The sequence below is a fragment of the Paenibacillus sp. FSL H3-0333 genome (assembly GCF_038002805.1).
GTDB classification, from domain to species: Bacteria; Bacillota; Bacilli; order Paenibacillales; family Paenibacillaceae; genus Paenibacillus_AQ; species Paenibacillus_AQ silagei.
The window spans coordinates 5,130,066-5,145,398 of sequence record NZ_JBBODG010000001.1; the positions used below are offsets into that span (position 1 = coordinate 5,130,066).

General features: G+C 53.6%; 11 protein-coding genes. 5 read left to right on the top strand and 6 right to left on the bottom strand.

Annotated features, from left to right (window positions below):
- Window positions 1–211: 211 nt before the first annotated feature.
- From MHH78_RS23040 to MHH78_RS23055, 4 genes are all read left to right on the top strand, one after another.
- Complete coding sequence (locus MHH78_RS23040; protein WP_076074149.1) at window positions 212–907, top strand: response regulator transcription factor; 696 nt, start codon at window positions 212–214, stop codon at window positions 905–907.
- Complete coding sequence (locus MHH78_RS23045) at window positions 900–1,997, top strand: sensor histidine kinase (RefSeq protein ID WP_341168912.1); 1,098 nt, start codon at window positions 900–902, stop codon at window positions 1,995–1,997. The genes MHH78_RS23040 and MHH78_RS23045 overlap by 8 nt, the downstream gene beginning before the upstream one ends.
- 179 nt (window positions 1,998–2,176) lie before the next feature.
- The gene (locus MHH78_RS23050; RefSeq protein WP_341168913.1) at window positions 2,177–3,034 is read left to right on the top strand and encodes a M15 family metallopeptidase; all 858 of its coding nucleotides are present in this window, start codon (window positions 2,177–2,179) and stop codon (window positions 3,032–3,034) included.
- Window positions 3,035–3,081: 47 nt separating this feature from the next.
- Window positions 3,082–3,597 (top strand): VanZ family protein, encoded by a 516-nt coding sequence (locus tag MHH78_RS23055; RefSeq protein ID WP_341168914.1) that lies wholly within the window; start codon window positions 3,082–3,084, stop codon window positions 3,595–3,597.
- Window positions 3,598–3,626: 29 nt separating this feature from the next.
- Here the strand turns inward: MHH78_RS23055 and MHH78_RS23060 are convergent, their stop codons facing one another.
- The 3 genes from MHH78_RS23060 to MHH78_RS23070 form a co-directional block, all read right to left on the bottom strand.
- A complete protein-coding gene (locus MHH78_RS23060) occupies window positions 3,627–4,643 on the bottom strand; it encodes a hypothetical protein (protein ID WP_341168915.1) in 1,017 nt (338 codons plus the stop codon).
- Window positions 4,644–4,662: 19 nt separating this feature from the next.
- Window positions 4,663–5,586 carry a cysteine synthase A gene (cysK, locus tag MHH78_RS23065; protein WP_341168916.1) on the bottom strand — a complete coding sequence of 308 codons (924 nt, stop codon included), beginning with the start codon at window positions 5,584–5,586 and terminating at the stop codon, window positions 4,663–4,665.
- Between the two features lie 197 nt (window positions 5,587–5,783).
- Entirely contained in the window at window positions 5,784–9,686 is a 3,903-nt protein-coding gene (locus MHH78_RS23070) for a galactose-binding domain-containing protein (protein ID WP_341168917.1), read from the bottom strand.
- A 241-nt stretch (window positions 9,687–9,927) separates the two neighbouring features.
- Between MHH78_RS23070 and MHH78_RS23075 the strand changes: the two genes are divergently transcribed.
- A complete protein-coding gene (locus MHH78_RS23075; protein ID WP_341168918.1) occupies window positions 9,928–11,010 on the top strand; it encodes a nucleotidyltransferase domain-containing protein in 1,083 nt (360 codons plus the stop codon).
- A 53-nt stretch (window positions 11,011–11,063) separates the two neighbouring features.
- On the opposite strand, the gene MHH78_RS23080 is transcribed toward MHH78_RS23075, so the two are convergent.
- From MHH78_RS23080 to MHH78_RS23090, 3 genes are all read right to left on the bottom strand, one after another.
- Complete coding sequence (locus tag MHH78_RS23080) at window positions 11,064–12,770, bottom strand: methyl-accepting chemotaxis protein (protein WP_341168919.1); 1,707 nt, start codon at window positions 12,768–12,770, stop codon at window positions 11,064–11,066.
- A gap of 162 nt (window positions 12,771–12,932) precedes the next feature.
- Window positions 12,933–13,631, bottom strand: a complete 699-nt coding sequence (locus MHH78_RS23085; protein WP_209879837.1) for a Crp/Fnr family transcriptional regulator — start codon at window positions 13,629–13,631, stop codon at window positions 12,933–12,935.
- A gap of 64 nt (window positions 13,632–13,695) precedes the next feature.
- Entirely contained in the window at window positions 13,696–15,234 is a 1,539-nt protein-coding gene (locus MHH78_RS23090; protein ID WP_341168920.1) for a DUF4153 domain-containing protein, read from the bottom strand.
- Window positions 15,235–15,333 lie beyond the last annotated feature (99 nt).

The window sequence follows — 15,333 nt, forward strand, 5'->3', positions numbered from 1 at the left end:
TTACCATTTCCGGGTGACCGGCGGCATGACTCTTTAGGGCTATACCCGTCCGAATATGTTACAGAATTAAGTATTTAAAAGTTAAATCATTCCCTTCATAGCTCCCATCGTCCTATCATAACAGTTAGCGAAACCATATCCGATAGGGTACACTAGGAATAACATGCAATCAAGTATACATTCATGCTGACACTACAGGAGAGATAATCATATGAAACGGATTACGATTCTAATCGCCGACGATGATCCCGAGATTGCTGATCTGATCGGACTGCATTTGGAAAAAGAAGGATACCACCCTATAAAGGTTACGAGCGGCCCGGCGGCGGTGCAGGTCATCCAGTCCAGGCATATCGACCTGGCGATTCTGGATATTATGATGCCCGGGCTGGACGGGTATGAGGTGACCCGGCAGATCCGGGAGCAGCATGGGCTGCCGATTATTTTTGTAAGCGCGAAGACTTCGGATCTGGATAAAATCACCGGGCTTGTCATCGGCGCCGACGATTATATGACCAAGCCCTTCAATCCCATGGAGCTGGTCGCCAGAGTGAACGCGCAGCTAAGACGTTCCATGAAGCTGAACCAGCCGGTTGCCGAACAGAAGGCCGTAGTAGAAGCCGGGGGGCTAATCGTTGATCCGGACCGCCGTTCCGTGACCTTGTATGGAAATGCTGTGGAGCTGACGCCGAAGGAATTCGATATCCTGTATTTGCTCGCCAGCTACCCTAAGAAAGTATTCAGCGCCGAGCAGCTTTTTCAGCAAATCTGGGGTGAGGCTTATTATGAAGGCGGAAACACTGTGATGGTCCATATCCGCACCTTGCGCAAAAAGCTGGGCGATGACCAAAGTAAAAATACATGGATCAAAACGATCTGGGGGGTAGGGTACACGTTCAATGGCTAATCTTGTCCGCAGCTTCCGCTTCAAAATGATATCACTGCTGGTACTCAGCATGATTTGCTCCGGCGCTATTACCTTTGTACTCTACAAAAGCCTGCAAATGTATTATACCTCTCAGGTGAAGTATGAAGACAAGCTGACCCGCTTCCGTTATCTGATTGCCGATTTCGGCGACCTGAATTTCTTCCTGATCTTCTTCATCCCGCTGGCGCTGCTGTTCTTCTTCCTGTTCACCAAGCCGTATGCCCGCTATTTCAAAGAAATCTCGCACCATATCCGCCTGCTGGCTAACGGGGATTTCAAAAGCCGGATTCAAATCCATTCTAACGATGAATTCGAGGATATTGCCGCCGATCTTAACCAGGCCAAAGACAAACTCGAAGAAGCGGTGGAACGCGGGGACTTCGCGGAGAACAGCAAGGACAAGCTGGTGCTGAATCTGGCTCATGATCTGCGGACTCCGCTGACCTCTGTGCTCGGCTACCTGGATCTGGTGCTGAAGGACGGGGAGTTAACCGCTGAACAAGTGAAACATTACACCACGATTGCCTACACCAAATCACAGCGGTTGGAAAAGCTAATCGATGAGCTGTTCGAGATTACCCGGATGAATTACGGCATGCTTACCGTGGAGCAGCGCCCCCTGGATCTGAGCGAGCTGCTGGTCCAGCTAAACGAGGAATTGTATCCTCTGCTGGAGAACAACGGGCTGACGGCCCGCATTGAAGTCACTCCGCAGCTCAAAATTACCGGGGACGGGGAGCTGCTGGCCCGGGTGTTCGAGAACCTGCTGACCAATGCGGTGCGTTACGGCAAAGACGGCCGTTATGTCGATGTCCGCTGCTACCCGGAGGGTGAGACCATCGTTGTCCAGGTCATGAATTACGGAGATAGGATTCCGGCAGAGGACCTGCCTTTTCTGTTCGATATGTTCTATACAGGTGACCGGGCACGGACCCATCAGGAAGGCAGTACCGGGCTAGGATTGTTCATTGCCAAAAATATCGTCGAGCAGCATCAGGGGACGATCTCTGTACAGAGTGACACGATCCGCACGCTCTTCGAGGTCCGTCTGCCGGGTCTGAACCAATAGTCTGCTCCAGCTATATCCGCAATGTGGCCGTCCTTTTAGAAGGACGGTTTTTTTTGCATGTACATTTCAAGCTGGAACACTTTAAGCGGAGACGTTTTAAGAAAAACTTTATCTTTCCCCCACTTCTATTTAAACACGCTCCTCTATGCTTAAGTCATTGAAACAAGGAGGACGAGAATATGAAGAAATGGTTATTCGTAATTGTGATTGCTGTGCTGATCGGTTATGAGTGGATGTCCAAGGATCAAGAGGATGCCAAGGCAGACCTGAATATTAAGACGGTACAAGTCTCTACAGATAAAGGTTCGAAGAATCTGACAGTGATCCCGAAGGGCCAGATCTACCAAGGGAACCTGCTGCTGGTCAATAAGGATTACCCCGTTCACGATACAGGAGTCAGCCAGGACATAGTCCGTCTCATCGATCATGAAGATCTGACTTCCGGCTACGTGCTGCTGGATCACAAAACGCTACTCTCCAGGCAAGTGGCAGAGAAATTCACAAAGATGATACACGCTGCAGCGGGGGAGGACATCAACAGCTTCCTGATCAGCAGCGGATATAGGGACAATGACAAGCAGCAGCAGCTATACGATGAAAAAGGGGCCGATTACGCCCTGCCACCCGGCTACAGCGAGCATAATCTGGGCTTGTCGCTGGATATCGGCTCCTCGCAGATGTCCATGAGCCATGCCCCTGAAGGGCAATGGCTGCGGGAAAACGCATGGGACTACGGCTTCATTTTGCGCTATCCTGAGGATAAAACAGACATCACCGGCATCCGGTATGAGCCTTGGCATTTCCGGTATGTGGGGCTTCCGCACAGTGTGATTATGCGCGACAAGAACTTCACGCTGGAAGAATACCTTGAATTCCTTAAGGAGCAGAAGTCGGTCGCCACTACCGTTAACGGCGTCGAATATCAGATTTCCTATATCGAAGTTAACGGGAACACTCCAGTTCCCACTCCTGACGCCCAGCACATTGAGTTCTCTGGCGACAATATGAACGGTGTGATTATGACGGTATATCCTTAATGACTAAGCCATATAACATTACAATCTACAGAAAGCGGTGATCTGAAATGAATCAGGCACACAAGCGGACAAAATACGGTTTGCAGGTACTGTTTACCGTCTACGTATATATTCTGTTCAAAATTATTTTGTTCAAATTCGGTTCGATGGATCTCCCATTTCTATGGCAGCAGCTTCAACACAGCCCGGACCATGTTGCCGCCAGTCTGCAACGCGGAAATCTGATCCCGCTGGCCACCTTATCCAATACCTATCACCATCTCAGCACAAGTACTGTCGTTAATTTCCTGGGGAATATCGCCTTATTCATTCCTTATGGCATCTTCCTGGTGCTGTTATCTCCGAATGGAAAAGGCAGCGGCTCCTTCACCGGTGTACTGCTGTGGTCCTTCGCGTTAAGCGCGGTGCTGGAATGCTCACAAGCCGTCTTCTATATCGGTACCTTTGATGTGGATGATCTGCTGTTGAACACCTTCGGCGGGATACTGGGATACATGCTGATGAGGCCAATCATGATGATCTATATGACAGGCAGACAAGGCTCCTCCGTCACCCAGAAGTGACGGGGAGCCTTGCTGTCCGTTCGCCCTGCTCACAAGGGAGAGATATAGCGGCCATATTCGATTGCTAGCTCTGTGAAGCCATTGCCTTCCTGCTTCAGGAAAAAGCTGTTCACACCCTCCGCTCCCCACCAGTTCAGCCCAAGCAGTAGTCCCTCTGCCGAATGTGCCGCGAACAGCAGGGAGAACATCTGCGGGTTCACCTCACCGCCGTCATCGACACGCCAGACTGAATATTCATTATCCGTAATCTCCGCAGGATAGTCCTTGAAGCTTAGCTTCCCGGCTTCCTTCAGGACAAGGCTAAACAGCATATTCTTATCCTGTCTTACGAACTGGACCAGATAGAGCTGTCTGTCCGGGCCCAGCCCGGCCAGCTTCCAGGCTGCCTGGATCTTCCGCCCTTTGGCAGTTTCTACACTCTTACGAAGCGGATCACCAGCTGCAAGCTGCGGGCCTGCCGGGTCAGCGGGCTGAAGCTCCAGCAAGGCTGCCTGCGGAAACACCGCAGAATCAACCAGATAATAGGTCTCATCCCTCATTGCTGCGTCACCCTCTACCTTGAACAGATAACCGGACAGATTCGGAATATTATTCGCCAGCTCCCGTCCGTTGTTGTTATCGTTGCCCGGCTGCCACTTCTCCAGCTTCACAGCCAGCACCTGCCCCCCGTTCCCAATGGCAGTGTTCAGGGACTTCAACTGCTCCCCGCTCCCCTCCTCTTCCCTGGTGACCATAATATGACTCCCGGTCTCACTCGCGAATCCGAAGACCGGCTGCAGCTTGGAAGGGTCAAGTAAGGCAGCCGGGGCTGGAGAGGCCGTAGCTGACGCTGATGCAGTTGGGACCGCACTTGCCGGGCTATCCGTCTGCTGAGCGACTGGCGATGGACTGCCGGTAGACGGCCCGGCCGAAGCTGCTGCACTGCTGGCAGCGTCATTGCTATTCGTCCGGGCACACCCGGTCAGGCTAAAGACTATGGCTGCTGTAAGAATAAGACTTCCGGCCGCTCTTCCCCCGTGCCGGAAGCTTTGCTTCGCTTGATTCATAGCGGTCCTCCAATATGATTTAGTCGAAAATCCCCATGCTAAGGTAACGTTCCCCGGTATCCGGCGCGATACATAACACCCGCTTCCCCCGTCCCAGGCGACGCGCCTCCTGCAAGGCCGTCCAGACTGCGGCTCCGCCGGAAGGTCCGATCAGAATTCCCTCCGTACGGGCTAGTTCTCTTACCATCTCCAAGGCATCCTCATCGGATACCTGCACGATCTCATCATAAATGCCGGTATTCAGAATCGCCGGCACGAAGCCCGGGCTGGTCCCCACCAGCTTATGCGGCCCCGGCTGGCCGCCGGACAGCACCGGCGAACCCTGCGGCTCCACGACAACCACCCGCAGCTCCGGCAGTCGTGCGCGCAGAGCCTCGCCGGTTCCGGTGATGGTGCCGCCTGTCCCGGAAGTGGCAACGAAGACATCCAGCCGCCCTTCCATCTGCTCCAGAATTTCCGGCGCGGTGGTAGTGCGGTGAATATCCGGATTCGCCTGATTCTCGAACTGCTGCGGAATGAAGCTGCCGGGGATCTCCCGTCCCAGCTCCACCGCCTTGGCAATCGCACCAGGCATCCGCTCCGCCGCCGGAGTCAGCACCACTTCCGCCCCGTAGGCCTTCAGGATATTGATCCGTTCCTTCGTCATATTATCCGGCATAATCAGGATGGCCTTATACCCCTTCGCTGCCGCGTTCATCGCCAGTCCAATCCCGGTATTCCCGCTGGTCGGCTCAATGATCGTCCCGCCTGGCTGCAGCCGTCCGTCCAGCTCCGCCTGCCGGATCAGATTATAGGCCGCCCGGTCCTTGACGCTGCCGCTGGGATTGAACATCTCCAGCTTCACATACAGCTCCGCGTCCTCCGGTCCGGTTACCCGGTTCAAGCGCACAACCGGCGTGCCGCCAATCAGCTCCGTAATATTATTGACTACCCGATTCGTCATGGGTGTGCCTCCTTTGTTTCTGTCCTTATCTTATGCACGATATAACACCCATTGTATAGTTACGGGATAGCATTTGTCGATTTTCAGGTGCAGCAGCAAAAGCCGCCTCCCACAAAACGGGAGACGGCATTCTGCTGCTTCTGCTCAATGATACCTGCGGTAGCGGTGCAGGTTCAGTGAGATCTCTTCACGTTCCCCTACGGATTCACCGTTATCGTGAACGTGGAGGTTGTATTTTTGATCGGCGTTACCGTGTTCAGGATCTTCAGGTTGTTGAAGACTACGCTGCCCACTGCCGGCCCCTGGCCGGGCTCCGGCAATTCATTAGCCCAGATACCAACACCGGATTTGGCGTCGAAGGCGTCGCCGCTCTTGAGGGCACCGGAGATCGTAATGTTGGTAAAGATCGTGTCTGTGACAGGGAACTGCGGCGTAGAGCCGGAATAGTTCGTCTGGAACATGATTCCATGATAGGTCGGGTCGATGATGTCCACATCGCTGACCCGGATGCCCTGGAACACCTTGGAAGCGGAGAATACCCAGATGGCCGGGAAGGTCTGTGCGCCCCAGAAATGTCCGCCTGACCGGACGACGGAGATATTCTGGAAGTTCGTCGTCGGTGACGCCCCGAAGCCGTTCATCGGATAACCGAAGTCCAGCGAGCTGATCGTAATCCCGGAGTAGCAGAGAGTATCCGCAATATAGATGTTGCGGAAGGTATTCGCATACCCGCCGTAGACGGCAAGACCGGCTGCCCGCCAGGTCAGGATGGACGTCAGATTCTCATAGACATTGTCCTTCATGTCGGAGCCGCCGGAATCGATCGCCGAGAACAAGGCGAAGCTGTCATCTCCGGTTGCCCGCGCCTCGATGTTAGACACGAGATTGTTCGTGCTACCGTTGGTCATATTGATGCCGTCGGCAAAGGTATTGCGGATGCGCGAGTTTTTAATGACCATATAATCGGTATTCGCGCCCCAGTACATACATACCTGATGCTCCGTCCAGATATTATCAATTGTCATGTTGGCCACATTGGAGAAGTCGAACACCTTTCCGGGACCGTCAATCCGTGAAGTATAGTTGCCGAAGTAGGCAAACCCCGAGAAGGTCGAGCCATTCGCTGAATCGGCAGCCCGGAAGCCGATGTCTGTATTCGACTGGTTAACCGGTGCATAGAACCGGGTATACCAGGGGCCGGCTCCGACGATCTTCACCGCCTTGCCGTAGACCTGGAACTTGTTCGAGGTCTCATAGGTTCCGGCAGGAAGATAGACGCCAACCAGCTTACCCGTTGTATCCATACGGACCTTATCGAGCGCATTCTGCACATCCTGGTGCGTGAAGCCCAGAGGAACCGTGTACTTGGCCGGGTCCGGATTGGCTATCGGCGAGACCTGCTCCAGGCTGACGAAGTCAATGGCATATTGCGAAGTATTGGCTGCATCCTTCTGCAGCCGGATCGTGCTGCCTGCCGGAATCGTGCTGTCGAACATGATATTCGCTTCGTCATAGATGTGGCGCGGGGAGCCGGCACTCGGCGAATTGCCGGGGCTAGCCTCCGAGCCATACAGCCAGGCGTATTTGGAGGTCAAGGTAATGGCCTTGTTGAACACTCCATTGACGTAGATGTTGAGTGTAGCTGTGGTGCCGTCACCGCCCGGAGCATCGGGAATAGAGAACCGGGTGACCAGGGTATTCGTGTTGGCTTTGGTGGTGAATTCGACATAGCTGCCTGTTGTATTGAGGGTGACCGCTCTTCTGCCTGAAGCTTCACCAGCCAGATCGCCAATATTGCGGTTCGGTGTCAGCTTGACAGCTCCGCCGCCGATCACTCCATCTTCTGCCTCATACATGTCGTAAGGCATATTGGCCCCGCGTCCGATGTAGAGCGACTGGTTCTGGATGTTGTTGGCCCGCTTGACTGCCAGTTCGTTGCCATCCACGGCAATTTCTGTTTTGACATTATATTTTCCGTTCACAGCCGTCCAGGTCCCAAGAGCCACAGGAGCCGCAGTACCTCCGGCAGCAATGACACCGTTATAATATCCGGTCAACGTTCTGAGGACCGCCCCGGAGGTGGCATCCGTTAAGGTCAGCGTAATGTTGTGCGCACCACTGGCTGAGGCCGCCGTTCCCTGATTCTTAATGGCTACCGAGAAGCTGACCGTGTTGCCTGCTGCCGGGTTGCCGGGAGACCAGCTGACCGGAGAAGCAATCAGATCCGAGCTGGATACCGGATTCACAGTTAGGGCCGTAGGATGGGCATAGCTGTTATTGACTTCATTCAGCTCAATGACATTGTTGTTCTCATCTACCTTGGCGCTTACCGTATAGGTTCCGGCATCCTTGGCACCAAGGCTGAAGGAGACATTAGCCGAAGCCCCTGCAGCTAGGGCACCCACGGGGGCATTTCCGGCAAGAACGTTGCCGAGATAAAAGCTCACATTGGTAGCTGCGGATGAAGCAGAACCGCTATTTTTCACTGTAGCTTTCAGAGTGAGAGAATCGGTCTCCACCGGAGCCGACGGACTCCATGACATCCCGGTTACCGTCAGGTCAGGATTCGCCGCCGGTGTGCCAATAATCTGAAGCTCAGCTACCTGTCCGGCGCCTGAACCGGAATTCGCCGTAATTCTCAGCTGCAGCTCACTGACTGTAGCGGTCACCGGAATGGTCACTGAATTGCCGCTGGCCGGATTAAACGTATACTCCGCCGCAGGTACCAGACTGGTGAACGTCCCTGTGGACTGGTTATGTCCCAGCACCTGGATCGTCTGGGTACGGGTTGACCAGGCGGCTGCCGGATTGAGCTTCACGACCACCGAGGTCACATTGGCATTCGCGCCGAGGCTGACGGTCAGCGTATTCGGGTAGCTGCCGCCCGCACCCTCCCAGTAGGTAGTGACATCTCCATCATTGGCATTGGAGGGGACGAAGGTGAAGATGGAAGAAGAAGCATGGATAGCCTTGCCAATCGCCAGGTTCACTCCGGGACCTGTGGTTGGGGTGGCTGTTGGTGTGATCGTCGGAGCCGGAGTCGCCGTTGGGGCTACAGTAGGTGTAGCCGTCGGTGCAACGGTCGGCGCGATCGTTGGAGCTACGGTCGGCGTAGCCGTTGGGGCTGCGGTCGGCACAGCCGTCGGAGCTGGCGTAGCCGTTGCCGTCGGCGCCGGGGAAGCGCTCAGCACAAGCTGATCCAGATTCACATTGCCGGAGTCGGACGCATCATATTTGTAAGCAATGGTGTTGGTTCCGGCGTTCAAGGCAAGAATCTCTGCCTGTGTCGACCAGGTATCCCAGTTCGAGAGATTGGCAAGCGAGGTCTGCTTGACCTTCGTGCCGTTCACGTAGATACTCAGCGTCTTCGTACTGCCGGAGGCATTGGCATACCTCAGGGCTGCGCTGTAATTCCCTGCCGACGGAGCCGTTACCGTGAAGGTTGTGACTGCTCCCTGCGTCAGGTAGCCATCTACGAAGGCAGCACCAGTATAGCCGCTGTGATCGGTATTCGTCTTGGCCCCGCCGGATAAGGCTGCGGCCTCCGCTTCATAGGTTCCGGGTGGCGAGGCCGTGGTGCCGTACACCTCAATCTCCGACAGCTGTGCTGCGGACCAGCCTGTGTTGCCCGTGAAGATGATTTTGACATACCGGGCGGTTGCAGCTGTGAAGTTGATGGTGACGGAGTTCGCACTGCCCGGATTGAAAGCATACCCCGCAGACGCCGCCAGATTGCTGTAAGACGTATCATCCGTACTGCCTTGCACAGACAGCGTCTGTGTTCTGGCTTCCCAGCCCGCAGGCAGCTTCAGTACAACCTGATTCACACTGCTGCTGGCACCCAGATCCACCTTGATCCATTGCGGAAAAGCATTGCTGCCACTCTCCCAGTACGTACCCTGGTTACCGTCATTAGCATTCGCTGCTACATACACATCACCGACTGAGCTTGCGCTAATCGTCTTGCCCTGAGCCAGATTGCCTGCCGCCGCCCCCACTGCCGGAAATAACGCGAGCTGTCCCACACATAACACAAGCATCAGACCGTACATCAGGAATGTCCTTGTCCTTTTCACCGAAGACCTGGTTCTGCTGAACATTTGACAACCACCTCCCATAGATTATGGTGCCACCTTCGAGTATACGCTTTCATAAAACAAATTATGGTAATAATATAAGATAGAGCCTGGCTCAGGTCGATGGCGTATTCTATGAAAAGTATGTGCGTACATACGGAGCGCTCAGGGAGAGAATGAACCTAACCGAAGTCGGCATACCCGCGGACGGCAGATGCTTTTACAATGAATCCAACAACAAGCCACAGCGCAGGAGGAATCAGCTATGAATGAAAGTACCAGGCAGGAGCTATTATCCAAAAACGAAAAATTGATCAACATGGTGATCGAGCGGGCCAAACGGGATTTTTCGGAGGAGATTGCGGTGATCGGGCTTACGGGCTCTTGCAATACCGGGGATTATCATGAGAAAAGCGATCTGGATCTGATCATCATCAATAATAACAACCAAGGCTGGGGCATCTCGTCCTGCTTCATTCTGGGGGAAGTCGGTTATGATATCTACTGCACTCCTTGGGAGACCCGGATCGAAGAACAGGCCGCGCTTGAAAGTCCGATGATCTCCTCTCTAATAGATTTGCAGGTGCTCTACTATGCCAAGCCCGAGGATCTGGAGAAGCTTAAGGTCTATCAGCAACGGGCGCTGGATGCTCTGGCGAAGCCCCTGGGACGCGATTGTCTGGAACGGGCGAAGAAATGGATCGATCTGGCGAAGCAGGAATACGCGAATGTTTGTCTTGCGGGTGATAAGGGAGCCGTTAGGCTGGCTTCAGCGGAGTTGGTCTACAATCTGGTGAACGCTTTGACGCATATGAATAATACTTATTTGAAAAGAGGGCTGAAAAGATACCTGGAGGACACCGCAGCTTACCGCTACCTCCCTGTGAATTATGAAACGATCTATAGGAATGTGATCTGCGCGAAGACGACGGACGAGATCCGAAGCACCTCCGGCATTCTGCTCAAAAGTATCCTTGATCTATACAGCACTCTGTATCAGAAGTATGTGGAACAGCCTGTTCCTACCTATGATAATCTGGCGGGCACCTATGAGGAATTATGGTGCAACTACCGCAACAAGATCATTGCCAGCACTGAAAGTAAGGATGCCTCTTACGCCTTTTACGCCGCCATGGGAGCGCAGGGTCTGCTGGATGAAATGACCGAGTCGCGGGGAACCCGGAAGTTCGAACTGATGCAGTATTTTGATGCAAGTAATCTGGATCTGTTCAAGGACCGGTTCCTCCTGGCAATGGATGACTATCTGGAGGAATATCACCGGGTCGGCCGGCAGCCCCAGCGTTACGATACTTGTGAAGAGCTGTACCGGCAATATATGAAAAAGTAACAGATACGCAAGATCAAGCCCCCTCCCTTCGTTCAGGTTGGGGGCTTGCCTAATTATACATTGAAACGTGCAACCAGACCTTGCAGACCTTGCGCCAGCATGCTGAGTGCACTGGCAGAAGAGGCGATCTGTTCCACTGAAGCCATCTGCTCTTGCGATGCAGCGGATACTTGCTGTGTACTTGCCGCTGTAGTCTCCGAGATATGCGTAACGTTACGGATAGAGTCTACAATCTCTTCGGTCGCTGCCGTGATTTCTTCTACCGCGCCGGATACCTCCTGAACCTGTCCCGCTAGTGAATCAATCGAATGGCGGATGGCATTGAAAGACTGCCCGGCCTCTTCTATGATCCGGGTTCCCCCCAGCACTTCGTTCATGCTGTTCTTCATCACCTTCACTGCATGATCTGCATCGGCCTGGATACCGGTTGCCATTTCAGCAATCTGATTGGCGGAAGCTGCGGACTGCTCAGCCAGTCTGCGCACTTGATCGGCTACCACAGCAAATCCTCTGCCGTGTTCTCCGGCCCGGGCCGCTTCTATGGTCGCATTCAGTGCCAGCATATTCGTCTCCGAGGCGATCCCCTTGATCACACTGACAATGCTGCTAATGTCCTGTGAACGCTTCACGAAGCCCATGACCTTCTCGGATAAGGACTGAATGGATTCGTTGATGGAATCCATCTGCCGGACGGCAGATTGCAGGGATAGATCCCCGGCCACCGCATAATCTGCAGAACGCAGGGAAGCTTCCGAGATATCCTGTACACTGGCAGCAATCAGCTGAATACCGTCCGACATTTCAATAATGGTGTTCATGTTAGTCTGCAGGTCATTCATCTGCATGCCCGCACCACTTGCGACCTCACCCATAATTCCGGAGATCTTCTCGGTCGTTTCGGCGGTCAATCCGCTATCCGAGGTCAGCTTCACTGAAGAAGCCGCCAGACCGTTCGCGGATAGCTTCACCTGGGTGATCATCGTTGCCAGATTATCGGTCATTGTATTGAAATTCCGGGCCAGCTCACCGATCTCATCCTTCGTCTGCACACTAAGCTTGCGAGTTAGATCGGCATCGCCGCCCACAATCTCCTGGAGCTGCCTGTTGACATCCTTCACCGGCTTCAGTATCCGTGCAGACAATACGAATGCGATCAACAGAGCCAGTACTACGGATAATCCCGTCACCCCCATGCTGGTAATCATAGCCGAGCTGCGGTGGGTTGCCGCCTGACTTTGTTCCTTCATAATTTCATCATGCAGCATCGTCTCGAACACCAGCTGTGAATCGATGATCGTCGTAAGGGAGAGGCTTGTGAACGACTTCTGCGCTTGCGGGAAGTTCCCTTCCTTGGCCAAGGCAAAAGCCTGCTCCAGCACCGTCAGATAATTGTCCCATTCTCCCTCCAGATTCTGAATTCCCGCAAGCTCCGCTTCATTCAGACCGGCTCCCTTAAGCTCTTCGACTGAGGCTGTAATCTCTGGTATCTTGGCTTCATAGGCGGTCAGATTGGCTGTTCGCTCCTCCGTGGTATTACTCATCACATACCTTGCGGCCAGACCGTCCGCCGTCCGGATATCATCGGTTAATTTCTGTACCATCGACAGCTTGCTGTAATTGCGGTTGATCTGCTCTGTAAGCATAGTCACCTTAGCCTGAAAAATAGTACTGCCTAGTATAGCGAGAATGAACACGATAATTACAGCGGCGAAGCCAAACATGATTTTGGCCCGGATTCCTCTAAGTCTGTTGAACATCATAACTACCTCCACTCGATATGTAAGCTCTACTGTGTAACCTCTACGTATCGTACATCATCATTCTTAAATGAAACTGAAATACGCTGCCGGGAGCACAAAAAACCTCCACCCCTGCCAAAAGCAGGAATGGAGGTTCTATGAATTACGTCCCTTAATTCCGGTTCAATCATACAGGTTTCCGTTCGCAAGCATTGCCAGCCGCTCCTCATCCCGCACAATCAGCCGGCCGTTCCTGCGTTCAATAATCCCATCTTCAATCAGGCGGCGCACTACCCGGTTCAAATGCCGGTAGCTGGTGCCGAGCAGATCGGCGGTCTCAGTCAGCGTGGAGGTGCGAATCTCTTCTACACGCTGGGCGCCAGTGTTGTCCGCGAACAGCGACATCAGATAGCTGGCGAACCGGTTCTCCACCGGATAGAGCACATTCATGGCAGAGGTCTGGCCGAGCGTGTACATTTTGTGGCTCAGCTCTCCTACCAGGAAGCGCAGCAGCGCTGTATTGTCTTCAATCTCCCGGAGCAGCAGCTTCCTTCCGGCAACAAGCAGCAGGCTGTCCCCTACAGAGACCACCTCATTCTTGACGGGATACTGGCGCAGCAGCTCCACATCCCCGATCACCGACATCGGCCGGGCGAACCGGACCAGCATCGACTTGCCGTTAGGCAGCAGCGTATGAATCTTCAGCTTGCCCTGCATCAGGAAAAACATATGCTCCAGCCGGTCGCCCACCGAGCAGACGGCCTCTCCGCCGCCGTAACGCCGAAGCTCCATCTGTGCAATGGCGCTGCTGCTGAACATGGCTGTGAGCCCATTCTGCTCGGTAAGGCTTCGAACCGCCTCCGGATTTATAATCGATTGCATGAGGTTCTTCTCTCCTTGTGTGATTTCAGCTGAAATTACTGTAACACAAGCCTGAGCACAGAAGCTATTTCTGCGTTACCTCTCCGACAAAATACTCCTCCAGCGCTCTACGCTCCCGGTGATTCGCCAGATTGAACGATGGCCAGCTCTGCTTAGGCTGATTGCTTTCGGCCAGTCTGCTGCGCAGCGCCTCGTCCAGAATCCCCTTCTCCTGCTTGCTGAATTCGATCAGCTCTGGAACCACATCTGCGGAGAGCCCGGCCAGATAACCGGCATCCAGCGTACCGCTTGCTTCATAACGATGGATATTCTGCTTCGCAATGATATGATCCATCCCTATATAGTTCATCAGCACATAGGAGAGCAGGCCGAGCACGATGTAACATTTTAGAAGCGGGAAGGGTTCCCGGCTAATCCGCACGGCCGCCAGCACCAGCAGCAAGCTGAGGAAGATCATGAAGGCATGCACCAGGAACCGGATGTAGGTGTAACCGTACGCCTCTTCATACAGAGTCAGCCGCGAGTATGCAGAATACAGCATGACCATGGAGCATAACACCAGAATATACAGCAGGAGCTGAATGACCCGCTTCAGAATGCCGCCCGCTTTACGCACTGCCAGCAAGGACAACAGCAAGATCGCGAAGTTAATGGATGTGACCAGAATCAGCTCCAGAAAACCGCTCCGCGCATAGTCCGCATATGTACTGTTCTCCGGCAGAATCCCGTCCCAGGCCCCGAACAGATACGAGAACTGGACACTCACAAACAGCATGTACACCGCATTGATCGCGGTCAGCACGGTAGTGATAATGACCGGGTCATCAAGACCGATCCCCTCCTCCCCTGCTTCAGCCGCTTCCAGCTTCTGCCCCATCGCATCAAACTTACTGACCAGAGGAGTGCGGATATAGGATTTACTCTGTACGAACCCCCAGACGAAGCCGAACATGCCCAGCCCGAGCAGCAGAACCCACAGACCCCGGAAGATCCAGTCCCCCAGTGAAATATTGTCAAAAATCCCCGGGAGTGCTTCCAGCAGCTGACTGAACACTCCGTCCGCCGTGGAGAGCAGCGAGATCACAATCAGCAGCAGCGGCACGGAAATCAGCAGACCGATCAGCACCCGCATCAATACCTGCTTGCGTTCATTCGGTAGCCCGCCTTTGCCCCGGCGCAGCAGCCTCAATGCCGTGGCCCAGTTGCGCAGACTTTGCGGGAACAGATGCTCAAGCGCCGCGCCGATCAGTGCGAGTCCGCTCCAGGCGGGCTTGCGATAACTAAGCATATACGTCATATGTAATAGAATGAGCACCGGAATAACAACGATATTAAGCGCAAAGAAAAACCAGTTGCCGAACAGCATATAGGTCAGGGACAACAGAAATATGGACACCATCCAAACATAGCTGAACCAGGTCTGCTTGCGCAGCTGCTCCTTGGCGAAATAGAGCATAAAAGCATAAAATAAGACCACAAAAATCGGGTATGAGATCCCCGGCATTTTGCCGTAGAACAGGTACTGATGCACAATCGCAAGCAGAAATGCGGCCAGTAAGGCTACACGCCCAAGCCCCGGTTTGGATACCGTTTGTTCGTCCATGGTAAATTCCCCCATCTTTTTACTGTCATATCCTGATTCTAGCTGATAAAATAAGAAGAAAAAGAGAAATATAATATTATTAATTTCCTATTTTTCAGA

Coding starts and splice junctions, on each gene's coding strand:
- MHH78_RS23080 (WP_341168919.1), bottom strand. CDS start 12,770: ATGATGTTCAACAGACTTAGAGGAATCCGGGCCAAAATCATGTTTGGC.
- MHH78_RS23090 (WP_341168920.1), bottom strand. CDS start 15,234: ATGGACGAACAAACGGTATCCAAACCGGGGCTTGGGCGTGTAGCCTTA.
- MHH78_RS23045 (WP_341168912.1), top strand. CDS start 900: ATGGCTAATCTTGTCCGCAGCTTCCGCTTCAAAATGATATCACTGCTG.
- MHH78_RS23050 (WP_341168913.1), top strand. CDS start 2,177: ATGAAGAAATGGTTATTCGTAATTGTGATTGCTGTGCTGATCGGTTAT.
- MHH78_RS23040 (WP_076074149.1), top strand. CDS start 212: ATGAAACGGATTACGATTCTAATCGCCGACGATGATCCCGAGATTGCT.
- MHH78_RS23085 (WP_209879837.1), bottom strand. CDS start 13,631: ATGCAATCGATTATAAATCCGGAGGCGGTTCGAAGCCTTACCGAGCAG.
- MHH78_RS23070 (WP_341168917.1), bottom strand. CDS start 9,686: ATGTTCAGCAGAACCAGGTCTTCGGTGAAAAGGACAAGGACATTCCTG.
- MHH78_RS23075 (WP_341168918.1), top strand. CDS start 9,928: ATGAATGAAAGTACCAGGCAGGAGCTATTATCCAAAAACGAAAAATTG.
- MHH78_RS23055 (WP_341168914.1), top strand. CDS start 3,082: ATGAATCAGGCACACAAGCGGACAAAATACGGTTTGCAGGTACTGTTT.
- cysK (WP_341168916.1), bottom strand. CDS start 5,586: ATGACGAATCGGGTAGTCAATAATATTACGGAGCTGATTGGCGGCACG.
- MHH78_RS23060 (WP_341168915.1), bottom strand. CDS start 4,643: ATGAATCAAGCGAAGCAAAGCTTCCGGCACGGGGGAAGAGCGGCCGGA.